Origin of the sequence: Halopseudomonas maritima (assembly GCF_021545785.1) — a bacterium.
Lineage (GTDB): Bacteria > Pseudomonadota > Gammaproteobacteria > Pseudomonadales > Pseudomonadaceae > Halopseudomonas > Halopseudomonas maritima.
Genome location: NZ_CP079801.1, coordinates 3,720,828 through 3,736,226, shown reverse-complemented (window position 1 = coordinate 3,736,226; position 15,399 = coordinate 3,720,828). Strand labels below are relative to the sequence as shown.

At 60.0% G+C, this 15,399-nt stretch carries 17 protein-coding genes; 6 read left to right on the top strand and 11 right to left on the bottom strand.

Annotated elements, in window-relative coordinates; all coding sequences use genetic code 11:
- The first annotated feature begins 8 nt into the window (after positions 1 to 8).
- The 4 genes from tolR to HV822_RS17250 are packed head-to-tail and all read left to right on the top strand — an operon-like array spanning position 9 to position 3,442.
- Positions 9 to 449 (top strand): protein TolR, encoded by a 441-nt coding sequence (tolR, locus tag HV822_RS17265; protein WP_238871494.1) that lies wholly within the window; start codon positions 9 to 11, stop codon positions 447 to 449.
- The gene (locus tag HV822_RS17260) at positions 446 to 1,249 is read left to right on the top strand and encodes an energy transducer TonB (protein ID WP_238871493.1); all 804 of its coding nucleotides are present in this window, start codon (positions 446 to 448) and stop codon (positions 1,247 to 1,249) included. The genes tolR and HV822_RS17260 overlap by 4 nt, the downstream gene beginning before the upstream one ends.
- 7 nt (positions 1,250 to 1,256) lie before the next feature.
- Positions 1,257 to 3,224, top strand: a complete 1,968-nt coding sequence (locus HV822_RS17255) for a PhoX family protein (protein ID WP_238871492.1) — start codon at positions 1,257 to 1,259, stop codon at positions 3,222 to 3,224.
- Positions 3,225 to 3,283: 59 nt separating this feature from the next.
- Entirely contained in the window at positions 3,284 to 3,442 is a 159-nt protein-coding gene (locus tag HV822_RS17250) for a YqaE/Pmp3 family membrane protein (RefSeq protein WP_238871491.1), read from the top strand.
- An 88-nt stretch (positions 3,443 to 3,530) separates the two neighbouring features.
- On the opposite strand, the gene HV822_RS17245 is transcribed toward HV822_RS17250, so the two are convergent.
- On the bottom strand, positions 3,531 to 4,592 hold the full coding sequence (locus HV822_RS17245) for an ABC transporter substrate-binding protein (RefSeq protein ID WP_238871490.1): 1,062 nt from the start codon (positions 4,590 to 4,592) through the stop codon (positions 3,531 to 3,533).
- Between the two features lie 262 nt (positions 4,593 to 4,854).
- Between HV822_RS17245 and HV822_RS17240 the strand changes: the two genes are divergently transcribed.
- On the top strand, positions 4,855 to 5,277 hold the full coding sequence (locus HV822_RS17240) for a DUF411 domain-containing protein (RefSeq protein ID WP_238871489.1): 423 nt from the start codon (positions 4,855 to 4,857) through the stop codon (positions 5,275 to 5,277).
- Positions 5,278 to 5,313: 36 nt separating this feature from the next.
- On the opposite strand, the gene HV822_RS17235 is transcribed toward HV822_RS17240, so the two are convergent.
- The 10 genes from HV822_RS17235 to iscR form a co-directional block, all read right to left on the bottom strand.
- Positions 5,314 to 5,661 (bottom strand): YkvA family protein, encoded by a 348-nt coding sequence (locus HV822_RS17235; protein WP_238871488.1) that lies wholly within the window; start codon positions 5,659 to 5,661, stop codon positions 5,314 to 5,316.
- Between the two features lie 93 nt (positions 5,662 to 5,754).
- Positions 5,755 to 6,759, bottom strand: coding sequence for a GGDEF domain-containing protein (locus HV822_RS17230; protein WP_238871487.1), 1,005 nt, complete (start codon positions 6,757 to 6,759; stop codon positions 5,755 to 5,757).
- Positions 6,760 to 6,935: 176 nt separating this feature from the next.
- Positions 6,936 to 7,352, bottom strand: coding sequence for a SufE family protein (locus HV822_RS17225; RefSeq protein ID WP_238871486.1), 417 nt, complete (start codon positions 7,350 to 7,352; stop codon positions 6,936 to 6,938).
- Positions 7,353 to 7,364: 12 nt separating this feature from the next.
- The gene (sufT, locus tag HV822_RS17220) at positions 7,365 to 7,898 is read right to left on the bottom strand and encodes a putative Fe-S cluster assembly protein SufT (RefSeq protein ID WP_238871485.1); all 534 of its coding nucleotides are present in this window, start codon (positions 7,896 to 7,898) and stop codon (positions 7,365 to 7,367) included.
- 64 nt (positions 7,899 to 7,962) lie between these two features.
- Positions 7,963 to 8,319 carry a HesB/IscA family protein gene (locus HV822_RS17215; RefSeq protein ID WP_238871484.1) on the bottom strand — a complete coding sequence of 119 codons (357 nt, stop codon included), beginning with the start codon at positions 8,317 to 8,319 and terminating at the stop codon, positions 7,963 to 7,965.
- 10 nt (positions 8,320 to 8,329) lie between these two features.
- Entirely contained in the window at positions 8,330 to 9,568 is a 1,239-nt protein-coding gene (locus HV822_RS17210) for an aminotransferase class V-fold PLP-dependent enzyme (RefSeq protein ID WP_238871483.1), read from the bottom strand.
- The gene (gene sufD / locus HV822_RS17205) at positions 9,561 to 10,868 is read right to left on the bottom strand and encodes a Fe-S cluster assembly protein SufD (RefSeq protein ID WP_238871482.1); all 1,308 of its coding nucleotides are present in this window, start codon (positions 10,866 to 10,868) and stop codon (positions 9,561 to 9,563) included. The genes HV822_RS17210 and sufD overlap by 8 nt, the downstream gene beginning before the upstream one ends.
- 4 nt (positions 10,869 to 10,872) lie before the next feature.
- Complete coding sequence (gene sufC, locus HV822_RS17200; RefSeq protein ID WP_238871481.1) at positions 10,873 to 11,622, bottom strand: Fe-S cluster assembly ATPase SufC; 750 nt, start codon at positions 11,620 to 11,622, stop codon at positions 10,873 to 10,875.
- 50 nt (positions 11,623 to 11,672) lie between these two features.
- Entirely contained in the window at positions 11,673 to 13,109 is a 1,437-nt protein-coding gene (gene sufB / locus HV822_RS17195; protein ID WP_238871480.1) for a Fe-S cluster assembly protein SufB, read from the bottom strand.
- Between the two features lie 107 nt (positions 13,110 to 13,216).
- Complete coding sequence (iscR, locus tag HV822_RS17190) at positions 13,217 to 13,696, bottom strand: Fe-S cluster assembly transcriptional regulator IscR (RefSeq protein WP_238871479.1); 480 nt, start codon at positions 13,694 to 13,696, stop codon at positions 13,217 to 13,219.
- 249 nt (positions 13,697 to 13,945) lie between these two features.
- Between iscR and HV822_RS17185 the strand changes: the two genes are divergently transcribed.
- Positions 13,946 to 15,379: an aldehyde dehydrogenase family protein gene (locus tag HV822_RS17185; protein ID WP_238871478.1), complete on the top strand. Its 1,434-nt coding sequence runs from the start codon at positions 13,946 to 13,948 to the stop codon at positions 15,377 to 15,379.
- Positions 15,380 to 15,399: the final 20 nt, after the last annotated feature.

Below are 15,399 nucleotides of genomic sequence, written 5' to 3'. Positions count from 1 at the left end.
CCATGGACATGCGAGCGACCAGAACCAAACGCAAGCCAAAGGCTGAAATGAACGTAGTGCCCTATATCGACGTCATGCTGGTACTGCTGGTGATCTTCATGGTCACCGCACCGATGATGACCCAGGGCGTGCAGATTGAGCTGCCCAAAGTGGCCGCCGAAGCGCTTGAGCCAGACAACCCTGCATCCATCGTGACGGTGTCGGTTGAAGCGAGCGGCGGCTACCACTGGAATCTTGGCGAAAACGTTGAGACCGACAGCTATCAGCACAGCACCGCCACGCTGGACGACCTGACCCGTGAGCTTGCCGCTGTCACCAGCACGCAACCTGACACCCAGGTTTTCATCCGTGCCGACGCGGCCGCCGGCTACGGTTTGGTCGTCGCCGCGATGGCTGCACTGCAACAGGCCGGCATCAGCCAACTTGGCCTGATCACGGAAGCGCCATGACCCCAGTAAAGCCTATCCTGACCGATTCGGAATACCGCTGCAGCGAGCCCGCCGAAGAGCGCGGCGCGGTTACCCTCTCGCTGCTCGCCACGGCGTTGCTGCATGCGGGAGTTGCCGTCCTGCTGTGGCAGGGTTGGGCGCCGGTCAGCGCGCTGCCCCCAGCGGAAACGCCCAGCCTGCGTACCCAGCTCATTACTCTGCCCACCCCGCAGCCTGAGCCGATAGCCGAGCCGCCTGCCACACCGCCACCGCCTGAGCCCGCTCCGCCGCCACCGGTGGTAGAAGCGCCGCCACCCAAACCGGTGGTAGACGAGGCCGCCATTGCCCGCCGACGGGTCGCTGAGGAGCAGCAACGCCAACGCGAGCTGCAGCAACAGCGCCAAGCCCAGGAGCAAGCGCGAAAGTTGGCCGAGCAGCAGCGACTGGCTGAAGCGGCGGCTGCCGAACAACAGCGCCGCGATGCACTGGCGAGAGAGCAAGCCCAGGCACACGCCGCCGCAGAAGCCGCTCGCGCCGCAGCTGAGAGGCAGTATCGCCCGATCAGCAAGCCCGAGCCTGACTACCCCAGACGCGCCCTGGCGCAGAAGCTTGAGGGCGATTGCACGGTCGAGTACGACGTCACCGCCAGCGGCCACGTCGACAATCCACGATTGGTAGCCGGCGCCTGCGATAACCCGCTGTTTGCTCGTCCCTCGCTGGCGGCAGCCAAGGACTTTATTTATCAACCCCGCCTGGTCGATGGCCAGCCGGTTACCGTAGCCGGAGTGCGTAATACCTTCCGCTACCGCCTGTCACAGTGAGTCACACATGAGTTGGCAAAACCCGGAATTTCACCGTCAGCTGGAAGTCGTCGACGACCGCTCCATCAATCCGACCGGCAACCCGCAGCTGGGCAATATCGCACTCAGCCGGCGTACGCTTCTCAAGGGGCTGGGTGCAGCGTCGCTGGCCACCCTGCTGCCGTCGCTGCTCAGCGCCTGCAGCGCAGAAAAAGCCTCACTCAAAAATAAGCTTATTGGCTTTCAATCAGTTGCAGCACAAACCTCCAGCACATTCGACTCTGTAGTCGTGCCTGCCGGTTACCGGGCAACGCCCTTTTTCAGTTGGGGTGATGCCGTTCTACCGGGTGCGCCAAGCTGGCGCGCCGATGCCAGCAACAGCTGGGAAGATCAGCTGATGCAGGCTGGCGACAACAACGACGGCATGCATTATTTCCCGTTTGCCGAGCAGCCCAATGACCGCGGCCTGTTGGTGGTCAATCACGAATACGTGAACCCGACGCTGCACCCTGACGGCATGCAGTTTACTGCCGGGCCCGACAACAGCCGTAGCCGCCCACCAGAACAGGTGTACAAGGAAATAGCTGCACACGGGTTGAGCATCATCGAAATCCGCCGCGCTGCCAGCGGCCAATGGCAGCGGGTCACTGACTCACCGTTCAACCGCCGCATCACTGCGGCAACCCCAATGGCGGTCAGCGGCCCGCTCGCCGGCCACCCGGCCATGCGCACAGAAAGCGACCCGAACGGATTGGAGATTCTAGGCACCCTCAACAACTGTTCGATGGGCGCGACACCCTGGCAAACCTATCTGGCCTGCGAAGAGAACTTCCACAATTACTTCGTCAACCGCGACGCCGCCGATTACCACGCTCGCCCCACCCACAAACGCTACGGTATCGGCCTTGGCGGCAGCAGCCGATACTACGCCTGGGAGGCTGTGGAGCCGCGCTTCAACGCAACGCCCGACGCCAACCGCCTGTATCAGGGGCACGTCAACGAACCCAATCGCTTTGGCTGGGTCGTCGAAGTAAATCCCTTTGACCCGACGCATAAACCGCGCAAGCGCACGGCCATGGGCCGCCTTGGCCGCGAGTGCGCCACCTGCGTGATCGACGACAACGGTCACATGGCGGTGTATTCCGGCGATGATGCGCGCGGTGAGTACGTATACAAGTTCGTTCCGCAGCAGCCCTACCAAGCCGGCAACAACAGCCACAACCGCGACCTGCTGGATGCAGGCACACTCTATGCCGCCCAGTTTGACACCGACGGCCGGGGCCGCTGGCTACCCCTGCGCTGGGGTGAGCCTGGCCTGACGCCAGATAACGGCTTTGCTGATCAATACGCCGTGTTGCTCAATGCCCGCGGCGCGGCTGATGCTGTTGGCGCGACGCCGATGGATCGCCCCGAGTGGGTGGCATCGCACCCGACCACCCGCGAGATGTACGTCAGCCTGACCAACAACACCGAGCGCGGTAAGGCAGACCCGGTCGATGCTGCCAACCCGCGCGAGGAAAACGTGCACGGTCAGATTCTGCGCTGGCGCGAGGACGGCGCCGACCCGTGGGCCACTGAATTTGAGTGGGATTTGTTTGCCCTGGCCGGTGAACGACAGAAGGTTGATGGCAGCATTCCGCCCCATCGTCTTGGCACTATCAACGGCGACCTGTTCTCATCACCCGATGGCATGGCCTTCGACCCGGACGGGCGACTGTGGATTTTGACCGACGCCGACGAAGAGGCGCCCTACACCGCCGACATTGGCTGCAATCAGATGCTGTGCGCCGACCCGGTCAGCCGTGAAGTACGTCGTTTTCTGGTCGGCCCACGCGGCGCCGAGATCACCGGTATAACCTGGACACCGGACGCACGGGCGATGTGGGTTAACGTCCAGCATCCGGGCATCAGTTACCCGGCCAGCGACGGCAAGACACGCCCGCGCTCGACAACGGTACTAATCACCCGAGAAGACGGTGGCGTTATCGGCAGCTGAACAATTGGACGCTTGGCTGGTCACACAGGGAGTCTTGAACCACAAAAGGAAACAACCATATGGACCTGCTTCGCATTCTGATCGCCATCTTGCTGCCGCCGCTGGGCGTGTTTCTGCAGGTTGGTTTTGGTGGCGCTTTCTGGCTGAACATCCTGCTGACACTGCTGGGCTACATTCCCGGCATCGTGCACGCGGTGTGGATCATCGCCAAGCGCTAGCGCCTGCCGCTCGCCTTGCCGGATGGTCTAGCCAGACCGCGCCGTGCAAGGCGATGCCCAAGCACTCTGTCCAGCGGCAGTCTCTGGATCAACGATTGCCTAGCTCAACCGCCTCACTGGCGGCCTTGAGCCAGCCAGCAATCGTGAAGTCATAAGCTGTGCGAGCGGGGTTACACACCTTACTGAAGGAGCAATAGTCCACCTGGGGACGGCCCGCCGCGAGATAGCGCAGATAGGTTTTTGCCATTGGCTGGTTAAAGAGCGTAAACATGCTCTTTTCCATCTCCAGCCCTTCGGTCTCGGCAAAATCAATACCCTGGTCATAGTCGTAGAGCAGCACCAAGGCCCACGCAGCCGACAGGTGGTGGCCACCCACCATCGTTTGCAGCTCCCCATTCAACAGCGCCCGCGTCGCGCGCTCTGTCATATTAATGGTCGACAGCAGTACATCCTCGCCCGGCGCCCGACCACTGCCGCGCAAACCATCACTGGCTCCAAACGCCATCAGGTCGCTGCCCGTCCAGATCAAGCGAATATCGGGGTAACGGTTGAGTAGAATCGGCGTCTGGTAGCGGGCATGCTCTTGCTGCCAGTCGCCATACACCGTCTGACGCAAATGCACCCGCGGAAACTCGCTGGTCGCCCGCAGCATCCCGGCGGTACGACGACGCGAGGTATCCGTCGTGCGGTCGCCCGAGATTGCGACCATCTCGAGCACATTGTTTTGCCCGCCCGGCCACTTGCGCTGAGCACGCAAGATTAGCGCCCGTGCACTGATGTACCCGGCCTCCTCAGCATCCGGCACCAGGCTACCCAACCAGTGCGGCCACCGCTGGCGAGGGTAACCCAACAGATCGCGTTCCTTGCGCTGAACACCATTGTAGGCAGCGAACACCCGCTGGCCCGCGCGCGCCGCCAGAGCCAGCTGTCCGCTAAGCGCCTGTTTGTCGGCAACAACCAGCAGGTAATCGGGCCGCTGCGTGGCGGGGCGCTCGACGACCTCGCGCACCAGGCTCAACTGCGCCAGATGATCACGCTCAGCGTAGAGTATCTCCAGCTCCACCCCGAGACTGGCGGCGGCATGCTGCAAGCCCTCGGCTGCATCCGCCCAGAAAGGCTCGTCCTGCTTGCCCGGGTTCACAAAAACCACGCTCATCGCCAGCAAAGGCGCGGAATACAAGCCGCACGATGTCAGGCCCAAAAGCAGGCAAAGGCGCCGGCGTAGCCCGCGGTCGAATGTAGCGAAGATCAATGGCAATAGAAACATCGTGCAATGACAACAAGGCCGCTGGATGAGTAATCAGGATGACAGCATTCAGCCGAAGCAGGTAGCCTGCCTACTACTGAACCTTTACATGGTAACAGAAGCAAGGGCGACCCGCCGCAGCGCCCAATAGCTCGTGGAGAGACCAATGAAAAGAAACCTGCTTGCCAGCGCTTTGCTGCTCTGCTCCGGCCTGGTTCAGGCCGCCAGTATCGATGTGTACCGTGACCCGAACTGTGGTTGCTGCCACGCATGGATTGAGCACCTGGAAGAAAATGGCTTTGAGGTGACAGATCATGTCACCCCCCATGTGGTAGCGCTTAAGCAACAACTGGGTATTACGCCAGACCTGCGCTCCTGTCACACGGCAGTTTACAAGGGCATGTTCATCGAAGGGCACGTGCCAGCCAGCGACATGCTGGCGATAGAGGCAGATAGCGGACTGCGCGGCCTCGCGGTACCAGGCATGCCGATTGGCTCGCCCGGCATGGAGATGGGGGACAGACAAGACCCCTATGAGGTCATCGCGATTGATGCCGATGGCCAGCGGCAGGTATTCAACCGTCACTGACCAGGCAAGCCCTGATAATTCAGGGCCTTTCTAGCGTCACTCAAAAACTTCTTCGATATGCGGGCCGAACCAGCTTTCAGTCCGCTCACGGGCCTGGCGCTGCACATCGCGGTCTATGTACATCGCAACCAGCGCCAAGGCCGATGCGAACACGCCAAGGTCATCGGTGAACCCGACCAACGGCGTAAAGTCCGGTACCGCATCCAGCGGCGCGATAAAATAGGCCAGCACGCTGAAGATAACGGCTTTGGCCCAACTGGGGGTTTCCGGGCGTCGGGCCGCGTAATAGAGGCAGAGCGCTTTCTCTACCACTTCGCGACCGGCAAGCCGGGCATGGTTGGCCAGTTTTTGCCAGAACTCTCGATCAGTAAACGTCGGTTTCATAACAGCTGACTCCAGTTTGCTGCCAACAATGGCATAGCAATGATGGTAATCAGCTCACCAGAACGCTGCAACCGCCCGATTGGGCTGCCACCCTCAGTAGCTCCTGATCACCGTCTGATCACGACCTGCACGCTTGGCTTCGTACATGTTCTCATCCGCGACCTTCAACCAGTTGTCCCTATTCTGCCGCCCCATAAGCAAGCTGCCGCCAATGGACACAGTCACCGGCGCGCCGTCCGGGCGACGCAGCTGCTCGCGTACGCGCTGCTGAATATGCCGGGCTATTGTCTGCAAACTGGCATCGTCTGCCTTCGGCACCAGGAGTACAAACTCCTCCCCGCCCAAGCGGAACAGCCGGTCGGAGGGTCGACACACATCTCGCACTGCCGCCACAAAGCGTACCAGCACTTGATCACCGGCGGCATGGCCGAACTGGTCGTTAACTTGCTTGAAATGGTCAAGGTCGAGCACCAGCAAGCCAAAATTGAGGTCGTATCGCCTGCTGTCGGCGATGGCGATATCCAACTCGCTATCCATGGTGCGACGATTGCCCACCCCGGTTAGCGGATCAAGAGTGGCCAGGCGCGATAGCTGGCGACGCTGCACGCGGCCACGAAAAGCAAAGACGAAGGCAAATAAGCCGCAAAGCAGACAGGTCACCACGAAGGAGGCCATTTGATAGCGGCTTGCAAATACCTGTTCGGGGTGCAACCAGCCATAAGCGCAGATCGCGATCAGCGTGCTCATGGTTGCAACCAGGCTTTGCAGCGGCGGCACCACAAAGAAGTTAAACAGGATAAGGACGTACATCCAGAACAGGCCGTTGACACCCAGCTTGGCCGCTACCAGAAATGCGCCAACCGAGTAGATGAGTGCCAGAAACTGGCCAGGCCGAATGGTATCGCCACTACGCCAGGCGTACAGCACTGCCAGCAGGCTGCTGACCACCAGAAAGGTATCCGTCGCTCCCACCAGCCAGCTGCCTTCACCCAGGCGATAGACAGCATAGGGCGTGATGCCGACGATAGCCAGAAGACCAACCAGCGTGATCATGGACAGCTGAAAATCGTCTTTCAGCTTGGACCAGAGTGTCCGCATGCAGTGAACTCTGCAGTTGTTGTTATTGTCAGTCAGCCGCCACGACCGACTACGCCGGAAGCTCCTTTGTGGCACCCGGTCGCAATGCGACCATAACCGCTGTCGCAGTCAGGCACAACAGCTGATTGCGTTGCGCCACAGAAGCACTGATCAATTCCACTCGCCCTGCGGGGCGCTCAGGCTGCGGCGCTGGTCTGAATACGTTGAACCATGGCGCGTAGTCCATTGCCACGGGTAACACTCAAGTGCTTGAGCAAATTCAGATCGCTGAAATACCCCTCGATATCAAACTCGCGAATACTGGCTGCGTCTTTTCCATTGTAGGCAGCAAGCACCACGGCAAGCAGTCCTTTGACGATAAAAGCATCGCTGTCTGCATCAAAATAGAACCGGTCGCCGTCGCGGCGGCTAACCAGCCATACCTGACTCTGGCAGCCGCGCACCAGGTTATCTTCGGTGCGCTGGGCAGCATCAAGCTCGGGCAACTCGCGCCCAAGATCAATGATGTACTTGTAACGGTCTTCCCAGCTGTCGAAAAACGACAGGGTATCAACGATATCCTCGCTGGTTATCTCCGTACCAAATCGACTCATGTGTAGCTGTCCTCAAAAAAACATGCCGGTTTCAAGCTGCGCTTCTTCACTCATCATGTGGCGCTGCCATGGCGGATCGAATACCAGATCGACCTTGACCTCATCCACGTTGGGCACCAGCTTAACGCGGTATTCAACGTCTCCGACCAGCACCGGCCCCATACCGCACCCGGGGGCTGTCAGGGTCATTTCTATGGTGACCTTGCGCGCTGACTGGTCAACCTCGACCGCATAAACAAGCCCCAGATTCACCAGATCAACCGGAATTTCCGGGTCATAAACGGTTTTAAGCGCCTCCCAGACCTGCTCCTCACGGATTTGGTCGTCCTCCGCCTCCGGGAAAGACAGCAGCTCCGGCTCAAGCCCCAGGGCTTCAGCGTCGGTACCGTCTACCCGCACCATCTGGCCGTTGTAGGTAACGGTGTAGTTACCCCCAAGCGCCTGGGTGATGGTGACAAAGGTATCCTTGGGGATGGTCAGGGGGGTTCCGTCGGGGACTCGGCGAGCCGGGCAGTCGGCCCGCGCTACCACCATGCGACGTTCCATCAGAGTTCCTCACAGCAAGACATGAAGGCGCGGCATCAGTGGCCGCGCCCTTAACAGCGACGAATCAGTCAACGCTGAAGCTTTCGCCGCAGCCGCACTCGTCCTTGACGTTGGGGTTCACGAATTTGATCTGCTTGTTGATGCCTTCTCGCACCAGATCAATCTCGGTGCCGGACAGCATTTGCAGGCTGTCGCCATCAACCAGCAGCTCAACCTGCTCATCCAGCTGATAGTGCAGGTCACTGGCGCCCGCCTGCTCTACCAGGTCGATCACATACTTGAACCCGGTGCAGCCGCTTTTCTTGACGCTTAAGCGCACAGCCTTACCCTGTTGCCCACCAAGCTGGTGGCGAAAATGCGCCAACGCGGCAGGGGTAACGGTGACTACTGGTTGACTGGGATCGAAGGATTCAACGCTCATCTGATGACTCCTAAAGAAACTGCCGTACTTTTTCCAAGGCCACGAACAGTCGGTCAATATCGGCACGGGTGTTATAGAAAGCCAGACTTGCCCGCACCGTACCTGGAATACCGTATTGCTCCATGATCGGTTGCGCACAGTGATTACCCGTGCGCACCGCAACACCCTGCTGATCAAGCAACATGCCCACATCGTTCGGGTGCGCGCCCTCCAGCAAAAAGCTCATGACGCTGGTCTTGTTGGCCGAGGTGCCGACCAGGCGCACGCCTGACGTGGCGTTGGCGCGCTCTTCGGCGTAGGCCAGCAACGCCTGCTCGTGAGCGGCGGCGCCGGCTCGATCGAGCTGGTTCAGGTAATCAATGGCCGCGCCAAAGGCAATCACACCGGCGATATCGGGTGTGCCCGCCTCAAACTTGTAAGGCAGTTGGTTGAAGGTCGTGCCGGCAAAGCTCACCGTCTCGATCATCTCACCGCCCCCCTGGTAGGGCGGCATCGCCTCGAGCAGCGCCGTCTTGCCGTATAGCGCGCCCAACCCGGTGGGGCCAAACAGCTTGTGGGCGGAAAATACGTAAAAGTCGCAATCCAGCGCCTGCACATCCACGGGCCAATGACTGACTGCCTGAGCACCATCAATCAGCACCAGCGCACCTGCGGCGTGGGCCAGCTGCACAATCTGCTCGACCGGATTGACTGTACCAAGGGCGTTGGAGACATGGCCACAGGCGACCATTTTCACGCGCTCATCCAGCATGTCTTCAAGCGCCGCCAGGTCCAGTGTGCCCTCGGCATCGACCGGGATTGGCTCTACGCTGGCGCCCTTCTCGGCCGCCACCAGCTGCCAAGGCACGATATTGGAATGGTGCTCCATGGCCGACACCAGCACCCGATCGCCAGCCTTAAGGTTGGTTCGGCCCCAGCTGGCGGCCACCAGATTGATGCCTTCGGTAGTGCCACGGGTCCAGATGACCTGACGCGCCTCAGCGGCATTGATAAACTCGGCCACCTTCACACGGGCCGCTTCAAACTTCTGCGTCGCCCGATCAGCCAGCGCGTGGGCGCCGCGATGAACATTGCTGTTGTCCTGCTCGTAGTAGTCCACCAGCGCCTGAATCACTGCCCGCGGCTTCTGCGTGGTAGCAGCGTTGTCCAGGTACACCAACGGGTGGCCGTTGACCTCCTGATGCAAAATCGGGAAGTCGGCGCGCACTCGCTCGGCATCAAAGGCCAGTGGCCTTACCTGCTCATTCATAACCGATCTGCCCCACCATCTCGCTCGCCTGGCCAAACAACGACACCAGACGCGGGCGCAGATAGTCCTGCACCGCCTGCTCCGGCACCTGGTTGAGCAGCTCGTTGATAAAGCCGAAGCTCAACATGGTGATGGCATCGGCATGCGACACACCACGGCTTTGCAGGTAGTACAGCGAGGTTTCATCCAGCTGACTGATGGTCGCGCCGTGGGCGCACCGCACGTCATCGGCGTAGATTTCCAGCTCCGGCTTGGTGTTGATCTCGGCAGTGCGCGAGGTCAGCAGGTTCTTGTTGCTGAGCTCGGCCAGCGTCTTCTGCGCCTGCGGATGAATATGAATCCGGCCATTGAAGACTGCCTTGGCGGCGTCACCAATGATGCCGCGGAACACCTCGTTGCTGGTGCAATGGGGCACGCAATGCTCAACGTTGGTGTGATAGTCGATCACCTGGCGATTGCGCGGCAGGTAGATGCCGTTCAAATCCAGGTGGGCGCCCTCACCCAGCATGTTGACCTGATAGTCGATCCGCTTGAGGCGACTACCCTGAGCCAGGGTAAAACCATGGAAACGCGCATCACGCTGCAGGTTTACGTGCACGCCACCGACGTGCAGCAGGTCTTCCTGTTCCAGATTGATACGGTAGTGCTGCACCTGCGCATTCTGGCCTACAACCACTTCGGTGAGGCTGTTAACGAAGCCGTTCTGGGCGTGAGCGTCAGAGGCAAAATGCTCAATCAGCTCGGCCTGGGCATTGTCTTCCAGCACCACCAGCAAGCGCTGGCTGGCGGCTACCGGTGTGCGCTGCGGAGTACTGATGTTGACCACGTACAGCGGTTTCTCCAGACGCACTCCGCGCGGCACGTGCACCAGCACGCCATCAGCGGCCCAGGCGTTGCTCAGCGCAGCAAACAGGTGGCGCTCACTGTCGACCACCTTACCCAGATGTTGACTGATCAATGCGCGCTGTTCTGCGTCGGCGGTGCCGAAACGCACGACTTCTGCCGGCAGACTACTGGAGTGCTCGGTGCTGAAGCGTCCGTTGATGAACACCAGACGGGTCGCGTCCAGCTGCAGCTGTTCAACCTCATCCAGTGCGTGGCTATCAGGCGCGTTGCTCCAACCCAGCTGCTGATACTGCTGTAATGGCGCCAGCGACAGATACTTCCAGTTTTCGGTCTTGCGCGTCGGCCAGTTTGCCTCACCCCAGGTGCTGGCGCCCTGCTCACGCAGGCCCGCCAGCCACTCGGGTGACTGCTGCTGTGCCGCCAGCTGCAAGGCCGTCTGTTGAAAATCACTCATCGGATCACACCACCTCGTTTTCCAGCCAGCCGTAACCCTTGGCTTCCAGCTCCAGCGCCAGGCTCTTATCGCCGGACTTGACGATGCGGCCACCGGCCAGCACGTGCACATAATCAGGCACGATGTAGTCGAGCAGGCGCTGATAATGGGTGACGACCAGGAAGCTGCGCTTGCCGTCGCGCATGGCGTTAACGCCATCGGCAACCACCTGCAGGGCATCGATGTCCAGACCGGAGTCGGTCTCGTCGAGAATGCACAGCTCAGGCTCAAGCAGCATCATCTGCATGATCTCGTTACGCTTCTTCTCGCCACCGGAAAAACCTTCGTTGACGCCGCGCTTGAGGAAGCTGGCATCCAGGTTGACGCGCTTGCAGGTCTCACGGGCCAGCTTCAGAAAGTCCACAGAGGAGATTTCATCCAGCCCCTGGTGCTTGCGCTTGGCATCGACGGCCGCCTTGAGAAACTCCATATTGCTGACACCCGGAATCTCAACCGGGTACTGGAACGCCAGAAACAGACCTTCACGCGCGCGCTCCTCGGTTTCCAGCTCCAGCAGATCCTGCCCTTTGAAGGTCACCGTGCCTGCCGTCGCCTCGTAGCCAGGGCGGCCGGAGAGCACGTTACCCATGGTGCTTTTGCCCGAACCATTGGGGCCCATGATGGCGTGTACTTCGCCCGGCTTGATCTCGATAGACAGCCCTTTGAGGATATCTTTCTCTTCAACTTTCGCGTACAATTCTTTGATATTTAGCATCATTTATGCCTAATAAATTACTTTAACCGTTGTCGGGCAGCGCGCTGCGCTCAGCCCACTGATCCTTCGAGGCTCACCTCAAGCAGCTTGCCAGCTTCCACTGCAAACTCCATCGGCAGCTCCTTGAACACCTCGCGGCAGAAGCCGTTGACGATCATCGAGACCGCCTTCTCGGCATCCAGTCCGCGCTGCTGGCAGAGGAACATCTGGTCATCACTGACCTTGGAGGTGGTAGCCTCGTGCTCCACAACGGCGCTCGGATTCTTGCTCTCGATATAGGGGAAGGTGTGCGCACCGCAGCGATCACCGATCAGCAGCGAATCACATTGGGTATAGTTGCGAGCACCGTCGGCACCCGGGTTGATGCGCACCAGGCCACGGTAAGCGCTGTCACTGCGCCCCGCTGAAATCCCCTTGGCAACGATGGTAGAACGTGTGTTCTTACCCAGATGGATCATTTTGGTGCCAGTGTCGGCCTGCTGGAAGTTATTGGTCAGGGCAACCGAGTAGAACTCACCCACACTGTTGTCGCCCTTGAGCACACAGCTTGGGTACTTCCAGGTAACGGCAGAGCCGGTCTCAACCTGTGTCCAGGAAATCTTGGCATTGGTGTGGGCGATGCCGCGCTTGGTCACAAAGTTGTAGATGCCGCCCTTGCCATTGGCATCACCCGGATACCAGTTCTGCACGGTGGAGTACTTGATCTGCGCATCGTCCAGCGCGACCAGCTCTACCACAGCCGCGTGCAGCTGGTTCTCGTCGCGCATCGGCGCTGTACAGCCTTCGAGGTAGCTCACGTAAGAGCCCTCATCAGCGACGATCAGCGTGCGTTCGAACTGCCCGGTGTTCATCTCGTTGATGCGGAAGTAGGTGGACAACTCCATCGGGCAACGGACGCCCTTGGGAATGTACACAAAGGAGCCATCGGAGAAGACCGCCGAGTTCAGCGCGGCGTAGTAGTTATCCTTCTGCGGTACCACGCTACCGAGGTACTTCTGCACCAGCTCGGGGTACTTGTGCACTGCCTCACTGATCGGGCAGAAAATCACACCGGCTTCATACAGTTTTTCGCGGAAGGTAGTAACAACAGAAACCGAGTCAAACACCGCATCAACCGCCACACCGGCGAGCATTTCCTGCTCGTGCAGCGGGATACCCAGCTTCTCATAGGTGGCCAGCAGCTCAGGATCCACCTCATCGAGGCTCTTGGGCTTGCTGTCCATGCTCTTGGGAGCCGAATAGTAGGATACCGCCTGGAAGTCGATTTCCGGGTAGTGCACGTGGGCCCACGTGGGCTCATCCATTTCCTGCCAGGCGCGAAACGCCTTCAAGCGCCACTCCAGCAGCCACTCAGGCTCTTCCTTCTTGGCGGAAATGAAACGGATCACGTCCTCATTCAGCCCCGGTGGCAGGGTCTCGGACTCAATGGCAGAGTGGAACCCCGCCGCGTAGTCCTTTCTGATAAGGCTTTCGACTTCTTCAGTCACGGTATCACCTCAGATTCTGCAATCGCAGCCGAGCCGGATTGCCAGTTCTTGATTCAGGCCTGCGCCGACACGCGGCCGGCACACAAGTGGAGAGCTCTGCGGCTCTTTCAGATAATGCGCTCCAGCTCGCTGACCGTGTGGCGCGCTCTGGAGATGCGGTCCTGCCGCGAACTCACCCGGCGGATGTCCTCGCGCGACACCAGCTCTGCCAGGGTGATGTCATTGAGGAACTGGCGCAGCCGTGCACTCAGGTCAGACCACAGATGGTGCGTCAAACACACCTCGCCTTCCTGGCAGTCACCCTTGCCCAGGCAACGGGTCGCATCCATTGAGTCATTCACCGCCTCGACTATCTGCGCCACGCTGATGGCGGCAGCACCGCCCGCCAGCCGGTAGCCGCCGCCAGGACCGCGCACACTCTCCACCAGTTTGCTGCGCCGCAACTTGGCAAAAAGCTGTTCCAGATAAGAAATGGAAACACCCTGGCGCATCGATATATCGGCCAGCGTGATGGGGCCCTGGTCTTCATGCAACGCCAGATCCAGCATGGCTGTAACGGCGTAACGACCCTTGGTAGTCAGTCGCATAGACGCTCTCAAGCGGTTGATTTCACCGCGACACTATGCAATATCCAAGCAATTCAGTCAAGTATTACACTCTCTGCGGCCGGCGCATTATAGAGGCTGCAGCCCCACTCCGGAAGGTGAAGCGCCTCAGCCGCGAGACACTTACACAGATACACAACAAATGTCGCCAAATTGCGTGAATTCCCGCCGACGGCAGTGCTATGGTTGGCCACCTGAGAGACCCCAATAAATAAGAAGGAGCCATGCGCAATGAGCCACCATCAGCAGTTCTACATCAATGGCCAGTGGGTAGCCCCCAAAGGCGACCAACAGCTTGATGTCATCAATCCGGCAACCGAAGAAGCGGTCGCCAGCATCGCGCTGGGCAACAAGGAAGACGTTGACGTCGCTGTTGCTGCCGCACGCGCCGCCTTCCCCAGCTATGCTGCCACCAGCCGTGAAGAGCGCATCGCGCTGCTGGAGCGCGTGATCGAGGTGTTCAAAAAGCGCATGGGCGACGTGGCCGAGGCCATCTCCCAGGAAATGGGCGCACCGACCAAGCTGGCGCAAACGGCACAGGCGCCGTCTGGCCTGTCGCACTTCATGACCGCACTGGAAGCACTCAAGCACTTCGAATTTGAAGAAGAGATCGGTACCACTCTGGTAGTTAAAGAGCCCATTGGTGTCTGCGGCCTGATTACGCCCTGGAACTGGCCGATGAACCAGCTGACCTGCAAGATCGCACCGGCACTGGCCACCGGCTGCGCCATGGTGCTCAAGCCCTCCGAGGTTGCCCCGCTGTCGGCCTTGATTCTGGCCGAAATTCTTGATGAGGCCGGCGTACCCGCTGGTGTCTTCAATCTGGTCAATGGTGACGGCCCGACTGTCGGCGCAGCCATGTCTGCTCACCCCGACATCGACATGATGTCTTTCACTGGCTCTACCGCAGCAGGCCGCCAGGTCATGAGCAACGGCGCCCAGACGATCAAGCGCGTGGCCCTGGAGCTGGGCGGCAAGTCGGCCAATATTCTGCTTGATGACGTCAATTTCGAGAAAATGGTCGCCCATGGTGTGATGTCGTGCATGAACAACAGCGGCCAGTCCTGCAACGCGCCCACACGCATGCTGGTGCCCAACAGTCGCATGGACGAGGTCGCTGCCATCGCCCAGGCTGTTGCTGCCCAGGTGAAGGCAGGCGACCCGAAAGCCGCCGACACCGTGATGGGCCCGGTTGTGTCCAAAGCGCAATGGACCAAGATTCAGGACCTGATCAGCGCCGGCATCGACGAAGGTGCCAAGGTCGCTGCCGGCGGCCCGGGTCGTCCGGAAGGACTGGACAAGGGTTACTACGTCAAGCCCACCGTGTTCACCCACGTCAACAATGAGATGACCATCGCCCGCGAAGAAATCTTCGGCCCGGTGCTGTCAATCATCGGCTATGAAGATGAAGAAGATGCGGTACGCATCGCCAATGACACCCGCTACGGCCTGTCCGGCTACGTCTCTTCCGGTGACCTGGACCGTGCGCGCAATGTTGCCCGCCGCATTCGTACCGGCATGGTGCATCTGAACGGCGCGCCGCTGGACCCGAAAGCGCCGTTCGGCGGCTACAAGGAATCCGGTATCGGTCGCGAGTGGGGCCATTACGGGTTTGACGACTTCCTGGAAGTGAAGTCCATCTACGGCTACGCCGCCAAGGCCTAAGCCTGCGCCTGCCCGGCTGC